Origin of the sequence: Flavobacterium sp., assembly GCF_044371705.1 — a bacterium.
Taxonomy (GTDB): Bacteria; Bacteroidota; Bacteroidia; order Flavobacteriales; family Flavobacteriaceae; genus Flavobacterium.
This window is the reverse complement of record NZ_JBILTE010000114.1, coordinates 1-8,270: the sequence shown is the minus strand read 5'-3', so window position 1 is coordinate 8,270 and position 8,270 is coordinate 1. Positions and strand designations below refer to the sequence as shown.

Here is an 8,270-nt window from a genome sequence, read left to right as displayed (position 1 = left end):
TAACCCATTCATTTTTTTTGAGTTCTTTAAAGTAAATTTTTTTATCAACAAATTTGTTTTTACTGACCAAGGTATCAGCAATTTGAGTGTCAATATAATTTCCTTTACCATAAACTCCGTTGTAAATTGAATCTAGCTCCTCAAATTCATTTTTATCATAAATTCTAAGAATCATAAAATTATCATTTTTTGCATAACCACTCCATGAACCAAGTATTGGAAAATTATTCGTGCCTTTATACACAATATTTGGGGATTTTCCTCTAATATAACTTTTAAAATCACCGTCCGAAAAATACATAAGTTGAATGTACTTTTCCTCATTTTCATTAATAAAAATTAATCGTTCATCTACTGGATCACAGGAAAATAGTAAAAAAGCAAGTAGTAAAAAAAAAATATTTTTCATTTTAAAATTTTTATATTTAATCCAGTGTAAAGGCAAAAATCTCTAACCTTTACGGGAAATAATTTTTTATAAAAATAACAAAAATTCCACATTATCTTAGAATCAGCTAGTATTCTTAGCAAGGGAAGAAATAAAAAAAGCCCCTAAAAAGGAACTTCTAACTATGATAAATTATCGTTAAAATTCAACTAGTATTAAATCTAACTCATCTATTTTTGAAATCCTTTATCAGCGGTTACCAAAGGTAAACCATATACTATGGATGTAGCGGCAATAATTGCGTCAGGTAATTTTATTCTATACTTTTTTCTTAATTCAATAGTTTGTCCTTTAATTTTTAAATTCCAATCTATATTAAAGGTGTCGCTTATTAATTCTTTTAATTTTATTTCTTCGTTTTTTTTAATTCCTTTAAAACCAAGCAATTCAACTTCTGAGATAAAAGATATTCCAAAATTATAGTTCAAGAAAGGTTCTACGTTAGGATTTCCTTCATGAATATATACTAAGAAATTTGTATCAGCTATAAAATCAATCTTCATTTTCTCTTATTTTGGTCTGATAGTTCAAGCCATCTAAATTTCTCTTCAATTTCCCAAAATGTTTGGCCAAATTTCCCTTTTTTGGTTCTTTTTTCAATTTGTCCGTCAATAGCTTAGCTATATTTTTGGAGTTGGATTTATTTATTATTAAAGTCATAACGTCAAATGTTTATATGTTACAAATTTAATTAAAAATAGCAAAAACTCCGCAACATTTTAAGAACATCAAGATTCTTCCTAAAACAAGAAACAAAAAAAGCCCCTAAAAAGGAGCTTCTAACTGTGATACTATTATCTTAAACCAATTTATTCGCAACCAAATACTCTGCAATTTGAATTGTATTGGTCGCTGCACCTTTACGCAAATTATCAGCAACAATCCACATATTTAGGGTGTTTGGCTGACTCTCATCTCTTCTGATGCGACCCACAAATACATCATCTTTTCCTTGAGCATAGATAGGCATTGGGTATGATTTGGTATCTAAATTATCCTGAACGGTTACTCCCGGCGTGTTGTGTAAAATTGTACGCACATCGTTTACATCAAAATCATTTGTAAACTCAACGTTCACCGCTTCACTATGTCCGCCCACAACGGGAATACGAATAGCTGTGGCAGTTACTGCAATTGATTTATCGTTTAGTATTTTTTGTGTTTCACGCACCAATTTCATTTCTTCTTTGGTATAACCATTTTCTTCAAAAACATCGCATTGTGGAATAGCGTTTCTGTGAATTGGGTAATGATACGCCATTTCACCTTTCACACCTGCATATTCGTTTTCTAACTGTTGTACTGCTTTGACACCTGTTCCAGTGATGGATTGGTAGGTAGAGACAATGACCCTTTTCACATTGTATTTTTTGTGTAGCGGAGCCAAAGCCATCACCATTTGAATGGTCGAACAATTGGGATTGGCAATAATTTTATCGTTTGCTATTAACTCAGAAGCATTGATTTCCGGAACAATCAGTTTTTTAGATGGATCCATTCTCCAAGCGGATGAATTATCGATCACGGTTGTTCCCACTTCTGCAAACTTGGGAGCCCAAGCTAGAGAAGTTTCACCCCCTGCCGAAAACAAAGCGATGTCCGGTCGCATATCTACTGCTGTTTGTAAACCAACAACTTTATATGTTTTCCCTTTATAATTCAATTCTTTTCCCACCGATTTTTCAGAGGCAACAGGAATTAATTCTGTGATTGGAAAATTTCTTTCTGCTAATACTTCAAGCATTACTTCGCCTACCATTCCGGTAGCACCTACTACTGCAACTTTCATATATAAATTATCTTAGGATTTATTTGATTGCAAAAGTATACAATTATTAGTTGAGAAAATAGCTTTAACAAAATATAACATATTGTTACACATGTAACATTTCAAAGAAAAACCCCATTTATTAATGGGGTTTAATTTGAATATATAATGTAGCGGTAGTGACTATTTTTTTAACAAATCTCTAATTTCTGCCAACAATTCCTCTTGTGTAGGCCCTGCAGGTGGTGCTGGAGCTTCTACAACAGGTTTTTTCATCTTGTTATAAGCTTTGATAATTAAAAACATTACAAAACCAACAATGACCAAGTTCACTAAGGTATTTACCCATGCTCCCCAACGAATAGCAACTTCCGGAACAGCTGCAACTCCTTCAGCTTCAGCAACGGCAGCTTGCAAAACTACTTTCATTTCCGAAAAATCAACCCCGCCGGTCAACATCCCTACAATTGGCATCACGATGTCGCTCACAAAGCCGTTCACCACAGCTCCAACAGCTCCGGCCATAATTACAGCAACCGCAAATTCAATTACGTTTCCTGTCATAATAAAATTCTTGAATTCTTTCAACATATTAATTAGGTTTTAAAAGTTAATTACGACGAATTTAGTAAAAATTTAACTAAAACATCAAAAATATTTATTCCCGATAAAAAACACGCTTTACCCTTTGGGAAATTCCTGTTAAGATCTCATAAGGAATGGTTCCCAGTTTTGCGGCCATAAAAGGAACCGTCGGATTTTCTCCAAAAATAATCACTTGATTACCTTCAGTACATGAGATATTCGTAATATCAACCATCAACATGTCCATACAAACACTGCCCAAAATAGGTGCTTTGTGATTGTTAATTGCCACATAACCTACGCCATTCCCCCAACTTCTTCTGATACCGTCGGCGTAACCAATAGGGATGGTTGCTACTTTGGTTTCTTTTTCAGCAATGAATCTTCGGCCGTAACCCACACTGTCACCCGCAGGAATTACTCGGATTTGCGAAATAACTGATTTCAACGTACCTACATTTTCTAAATATTTTTGTTCCGCAGCATCATTCGAAATGCCATACAATCCAATTCCCAAACGAACCATATCGTATTGAGCATTAGGATAATTTGAAATTCCGGAGGTGTTCAAAATATGTCTGAGTGGCTCAATGGCTAATTCTCTCATCAATTGGAGCGAAAGCTTTTCGAACAATTGGATTTGTTTTTGAGCAAAATCTGCGAATTTTAAATCGTCACTGGTAGCCATGTGCGACAAAATACTTTTGACTTCGACGGTGTGACTTTCTTTTAACAATTGCATTAATTCCGGCAGTTGTTGTTCTTCAAAACCAAGCCGATGCATACCGGTATCGATTTTAATATGGATGGGATAATTTTTTAAATTCTTTAACCGAGCCAACTTAATAAAAGACTGCAAGCCTTTCAAACTGTATATTTCCGGTTCCAAATGATGCTGAATAATTGCTCCAAAACTCGTTGATTCCGGATTTAAAACCATGATGGGTAATTTGATACCGTTGGTTTTTAAAGCAATTCCTTCATCGGCAAATGCCACTCCCAAATAATCCACTTTGTGGTATTCCAAAAGTTTTGCTATTTCCAATCCGCCATTTCCATAGCTGAAAGCTTTCACCATAACCATTAACTTGGTTTGTGAACGTATTTTGGATTTATAAAAATTCAGGTTGTGAGACAGTGCATTCAGGTTGATTTCCAGCACAGTTTCATGCGTCTTTTCTTCCAGCAAGGATACGATTTCCTCAAAATGAAAGCTACGTGCTCCTTTGACCAATATGGTTTCATTTTCAAAAAGAAGCGAATCAAAATTTTGAATAAATTCCTCTTGCGTTGCAAAAACCAATCCGTTTAAAAATTTGTTTTTAAATTTTGAAATAGTCTCGCCAATGCCTATCACCCTGTTTATTTTGTTCGAAACAATCAATTGTGAAACTTTAGAATACAGTTCCTCTTCCGACAATCCGCTTTGGAAAATATCCGAAAGTATCAATGTTTTTTTGTGATGCTGTTTTTGACTTTCTAAAAAATCCAATGCAATTTTTAACGATTGAAAATCGGAACTGTAACTGTCGTCTAACAGAATGGTGTTATTGATACCTTTTTTAACCTTTAAACGCATTTCGATGGGATAAAGCAAAGCCAATCGATTCTGAATTGTGTCTACATCATACTTGAAATAAAACAGCACCATTAAACACTGAATCACATTTTCAACAGAAGCTTCATCAGCAAAAGGAATCTTAATTTTGAAACAAACACCTTCAAAGGTTATATTTAAAGTTGTTTGGTTGTGATAGGTTTTGTGGTGAATGACCACATCTGCTGTGGGATCATTTGCACTCCAACAAAACGTTTTTATATCCGTATTTAAAAAAGCATCAATGGTCTTGTTTTTATTGTAAATTAAAACTTCTGAATGTTCAAAGAGCTTTAATTTTTCTTTGATTTTCTGACCAAGATGTTCAAATCCTTCGTCATGTGCCGGACCAATGTTTGTGAGTATGCCGATGGTTGGCCGAATAATTCGTTCCAGCTTTTCCATTTCATGAACGGTTGAAATTCCTGCTTCAAAAATACCGAGGTTGTGTTGCTCATTGATTGCAATGACCGACAACGGCACGCCAACTTGTGAATTGTAGCTTTTAGGACTTCTGATAATGTTGTAATCGGGACTCAACAAAAAATTCAGCCATTCCTTTACAATTGTTTTTCCGTTACTCCCGGTGATTCCGATAATTGGGAAAGTGTATTGTTTGCGATAAAAAGCCGCAAATTTCTGCAAGGCATCCAAGGTGTTTTTAACTACTAAAAAATTTGCCTGCAACGCCCACTTTTCATCAAATTCTGAAACCACAAAATTTTGAACACCTTGCTGTATTAATTCCGGAATAAAGTCGTGTGAATTATAATTGGGTCCGATAATCGCAAAAAACAATGTTTGACTGTTGTTTTGCAGCGAGCGACTATCGATAGAAACGTTGTCGATGGTTTGTACCTGATTTTTGCCGTAAAATTCGGCATCAATTTGAGTGATTATCTGTTGCAAAGTTAAACTCATCGGTTGTTAATCAGGTTTACTATTTATTCAGATGTTTCATTAGTGGTTTCTTCCCGGTTTTCCCGCATGGCTTTGTAGTAGGCTGCCCGGCTCAAGGGTTCGTATTCTTCCGTTTCTCCCAACATGACTAATTTATCATCGTTCGATTTTCTAAAACTATAATTGGCTAAATTTCCTGTACGTGTACAAACGGCGTGTACCTTGGTTACATATTCTGCCGTAGCCATCAATGCCGGCATGGGTCCAAAAGGGTTTCCTTTAAAATCCATATCCAATCCTGCAACAATTACTCGAATACCTGAATTCGCCAAATCATTGCAAATGGTGATAATTTCATCATCAAAAAACTGAGCTTCATCAATTCCCACTACATCACAACCTTGAGCTAAGATGCGAATATTTGCAGCAGCAGGAACAGGTGTGGAGCGAATTTCGTTGGCGTCGTGCGAAACCACCATTTCATCGTGGTATCTTCTATCAATCGCCGGTTTGAATATTTCAACTTTTTGCTTGGCAAACTGAGCTCTTTTTAATCGTCGAATCAGTTCTTCCGTTTTACCGGAGAACATGGAACCGCAGATTACTTCAATCCACCCAAATTGTTCTTTTTGATTGACCGTATTTTCAAGAAACATGCATTGTTTTTTAGAGCATTGTTTTATTTTATATCAAAATTGTGAGGGTCGTATTTTTGTGCATAACTTTGTGAACTATATACGTAAAAAAATTCCACAACAATAGATATAATTGTAATTTTAAACCTTGAAAAGAGCTATTAATTTTAATGACTCTTTGCGTTTTCAATAAAACAAATTTATTAAAAAACTGTTGCTTTATTCACTACAATACCAAAAGTTATGAAGAAAAAGTTAGAAGCCGACTTGATAAGCATCGCTCACCGCGTTTTAAAGCTTAAAGGAAAAGAAGACACTGTGCAATTGCATTTGGAAGCACAAAAATTATATGAAAAATTATCCGTTCTTCGTTTTTATGAAGAACATATTAATGTGTTGAAAGATGAAATTTCACCAGCCATTTTAGAAGAAAAACTTGAACAAATGGCCTCTACTGCACCTGCAACTACTTTTGAAAAACCACTAGAAACTCCTGTAGTTGAAACTCCTACTCAGGAAGAAGTTATTGTTGCAGAAGTTGAAGAAGAAGTCATTGTTTCTGAGGCTGAAGCAACGGTTGCTGTTGAAGAAACTCCGGAAGAAGAAATTCTTGAAGAATCTATTGAAGCTGTTGCCGAAGAAACTCCGCAAGAAGAGGTAGAGGCAGAAGAAGAACCACTGTTTTCAAATGAAGAATTAATAAAAGAAGAAGAATCCGAACCCCTTTTCAGTCCTATTTTTGAACTTTCAGAAGAGGAAGAAGCCGAAGAACCGGTTGTTGAAGCTACCAAAGAACCCAAACAAATATCGTTAGAAGATTTTTTTACTGAAAACTACAAAGACCCTGAATTTATCAAAGTAGATGACATATCTTCTGAAGTGAAAGCCGGAGCTGAAGTAATTTTTGAAAAATCTGAAAAGGTTTCATTTACCGAAAATAAGATTGAAGTCACTCATACGGAAACCTTCTCTAAAAATACCGAAGCCAAAGTAACCTCGTTAAATGACACGTTAATCAAAGGCATTAATATTGGATTGAATGACCGAATTGCCTTTGTGAAACAACTTTTTGCGGGCAGTAATGAAGATTACAACCGCGTCATTTCTCAAATCAGCACGATGGACACTCTTGAAGAAGCCCAAGAATTTGTTGACACCATGGTCAAACCTGATTACAACAATTGGGAAGGAAAAGAGGATTATGCGACTCGTTTTATGAATTTAATTGAGAAAAAATTCCTGTAAATGGGTAAACTTTACCTGGTTCCAACACCCATTGGAAATTTGGAAGACATGACTTTCAGAGCCATCAAAGTGCTGAAAGAGGTGGATTATATCTTAGCCGAAGACACCCGCAACAGCGGAAAATTGCTCAAGCATTTTGACATTGGCACGCCGATGCAAAGTCACCACATGCACAACGAGCACAAAACTGTTGAAAATTTAATCAAACGCTTGCAAGCCGGCGAAACTATTGCATTAATTTCTGATGCCGGAACACCTGCTATTTCCGATCCGGGGTTTTTATTAACCCGAGCTTGTGTTGAAAACAACATTGAAGTAGAATGTTTGCCCGGTGCGACTGCTTTTGTTCCAGCCTTAGTAAACAGCGGCTTACCCAATGACAAATTTGTATTTGAAGGGTTTTTGCCCGATAAAAAAGGGCGGCAAACCCGATTTTTAGCTTTAGCGGAGGAAACGCGAACCATTATTTTTTATGTTTCTCCGCATAAATTAGTCAAAACTTTAGCCGAATTTGTGCAGTATTTTGGAGCGGAACGCCCGGTTTCTGTTTCGAGAGAATTATCAAAATTGCATGAAGAAACGGTTCGAGGAACTGCGACGGAAGTTTTGAAACATTTTGAAGCGAAACCTGCGAAAGGGGAAATTGTGGTGGTGGTTGGTGGGAAGTCTGGGAAATAGCATTATTATTTTTTCTCACAGAAAGCACGGAAAATGAAAAGTTTATTTCTCACAAGAGACACAATAATAATTACTAAATGCTTATTGTCAAATATTTTTTTTAATGTCATGGAATGAAAATCATGAATGAATTGAAAGTTATAAAAGAATTGATATCGGAAAATACATGAAAAGCATGGGGGTAATAAATTTAAATAAACTGGGTTTTTTATTAGCTTAATTTTTTTTACTTCTAGGTTGTAATGAAAAGAAGAATTTAAAAATAGATATTATAAATGATGCATTTAAAATAAATAATAACATCAGTTTAAAGCTGGTAGATAGTTTAAAAACTGAAGGTTATTTGTTTGTGAAAAATATTGATTTTTTGACCCTAACTCCGCTAGATTCAATCAATCCTTCTAATGAATTGAA

8 protein-coding genes are annotated in these 8,270 nt (G+C 35.2%); 2 read left to right on the top strand and 6 right to left on the bottom strand.

From position 1 onward, the window contains the following. The 6 genes from ACIQ2S_RS08870 to ACIQ2S_RS08845 all read right to left on the bottom strand — a co-directional run. A partial coding sequence (locus ACIQ2S_RS08870; RefSeq protein WP_396175102.1) for a hypothetical protein occupies positions 1-409 on the bottom strand: 409 nt, incomplete at its 3' end. A gap of 209 nt (positions 410-618) precedes the next feature. After that, positions 619-951 (bottom strand): type II toxin-antitoxin system VapC family toxin, encoded by a 333-nt coding sequence (locus ACIQ2S_RS08865; RefSeq protein WP_396175100.1) that lies wholly within the window; start codon positions 949-951, stop codon positions 619-621. Positions 952-1,247: 296 nt separating this feature from the next. Next, complete coding sequence (locus tag ACIQ2S_RS08860; RefSeq protein ID WP_396175098.1) at positions 1,248-2,237, bottom strand: aspartate-semialdehyde dehydrogenase; 990 nt, start codon at positions 2,235-2,237, stop codon at positions 1,248-1,250. Between the two features lie 162 nt (positions 2,238-2,399). Next, the gene (gene mscL, locus ACIQ2S_RS08855; RefSeq protein ID WP_396175096.1) at positions 2,400-2,807 is read right to left on the bottom strand and encodes a large conductance mechanosensitive channel protein MscL; all 408 of its coding nucleotides are present in this window, start codon (positions 2,805-2,807) and stop codon (positions 2,400-2,402) included. 67 nt (positions 2,808-2,874) lie between these two features. Further along, complete coding sequence (locus ACIQ2S_RS08850; RefSeq protein ID WP_396175094.1) at positions 2,875-5,319, bottom strand: bifunctional UDP-N-acetylmuramoyl-tripeptide:D-alanyl-D-alanine ligase/alanine racemase; 2,445 nt, start codon at positions 5,317-5,319, stop codon at positions 2,875-2,877. Positions 5,320-5,342: 23 nt separating this feature from the next. Next, the gene (locus tag ACIQ2S_RS08845; RefSeq protein ID WP_396175092.1) at positions 5,343-5,954 is read right to left on the bottom strand and encodes a thymidine kinase; all 612 of its coding nucleotides are present in this window, start codon (positions 5,952-5,954) and stop codon (positions 5,343-5,345) included. Between the two features lie 222 nt (positions 5,955-6,176). Here ACIQ2S_RS08845 and ACIQ2S_RS08840 point away from each other — a divergent pair, with 222 nt between their 5' ends. Together ACIQ2S_RS08840 and rsmI are read left to right on the top strand one after the other, a co-directional pair. Further along, complete coding sequence (locus ACIQ2S_RS08840; protein WP_396175090.1) at positions 6,177-7,178, top strand: hypothetical protein; 1,002 nt, start codon at positions 6,177-6,179, stop codon at positions 7,176-7,178. Next, the gene (rsmI, locus tag ACIQ2S_RS08835) at positions 7,179-7,856 is read left to right on the top strand and encodes a 16S rRNA (cytidine(1402)-2'-O)-methyltransferase (protein ID WP_396175088.1); all 678 of its coding nucleotides are present in this window, start codon (positions 7,179-7,181) and stop codon (positions 7,854-7,856) included. Positions 7,857-8,270 lie beyond the last annotated feature (414 nt).

Bases quoted from the DNA above. Each gene is read 5' to 3' on its own strand.
- ACIQ2S_RS08865 (WP_396175100.1), bottom strand. From the start codon at position 951: ATGAAGATTGATTTTATAGCTGATACAAATTTCTTAGTATATATTCAT.
- ACIQ2S_RS08860 (WP_396175098.1), bottom strand. From the start codon at position 2,237: ATGAAAGTTGCAGTAGTAGGTGCTACCGGAATGGTAGGCGAAGTAATG.
- mscL (WP_396175096.1), bottom strand. From the start codon at position 2,807: ATGTTGAAAGAATTCAAGAATTTTATTATGACAGGAAACGTAATTGAA.
- ACIQ2S_RS08850 (WP_396175094.1), bottom strand. From the start codon at position 5,319: ATGAGTTTAACTTTGCAACAGATAATCACTCAAATTGATGCCGAATTT.
- ACIQ2S_RS08845 (WP_396175092.1), bottom strand. From the start codon at position 5,954: ATGTTTCTTGAAAATACGGTCAATCAAAAAGAACAATTTGGGTGGATT.
- ACIQ2S_RS08840 (WP_396175090.1), top strand. From the start codon at position 6,177: ATGAAGAAAAAGTTAGAAGCCGACTTGATAAGCATCGCTCACCGCGTT.
- rsmI (WP_396175088.1), top strand. From the start codon at position 7,179: ATGGGTAAACTTTACCTGGTTCCAACACCCATTGGAAATTTGGAAGAC.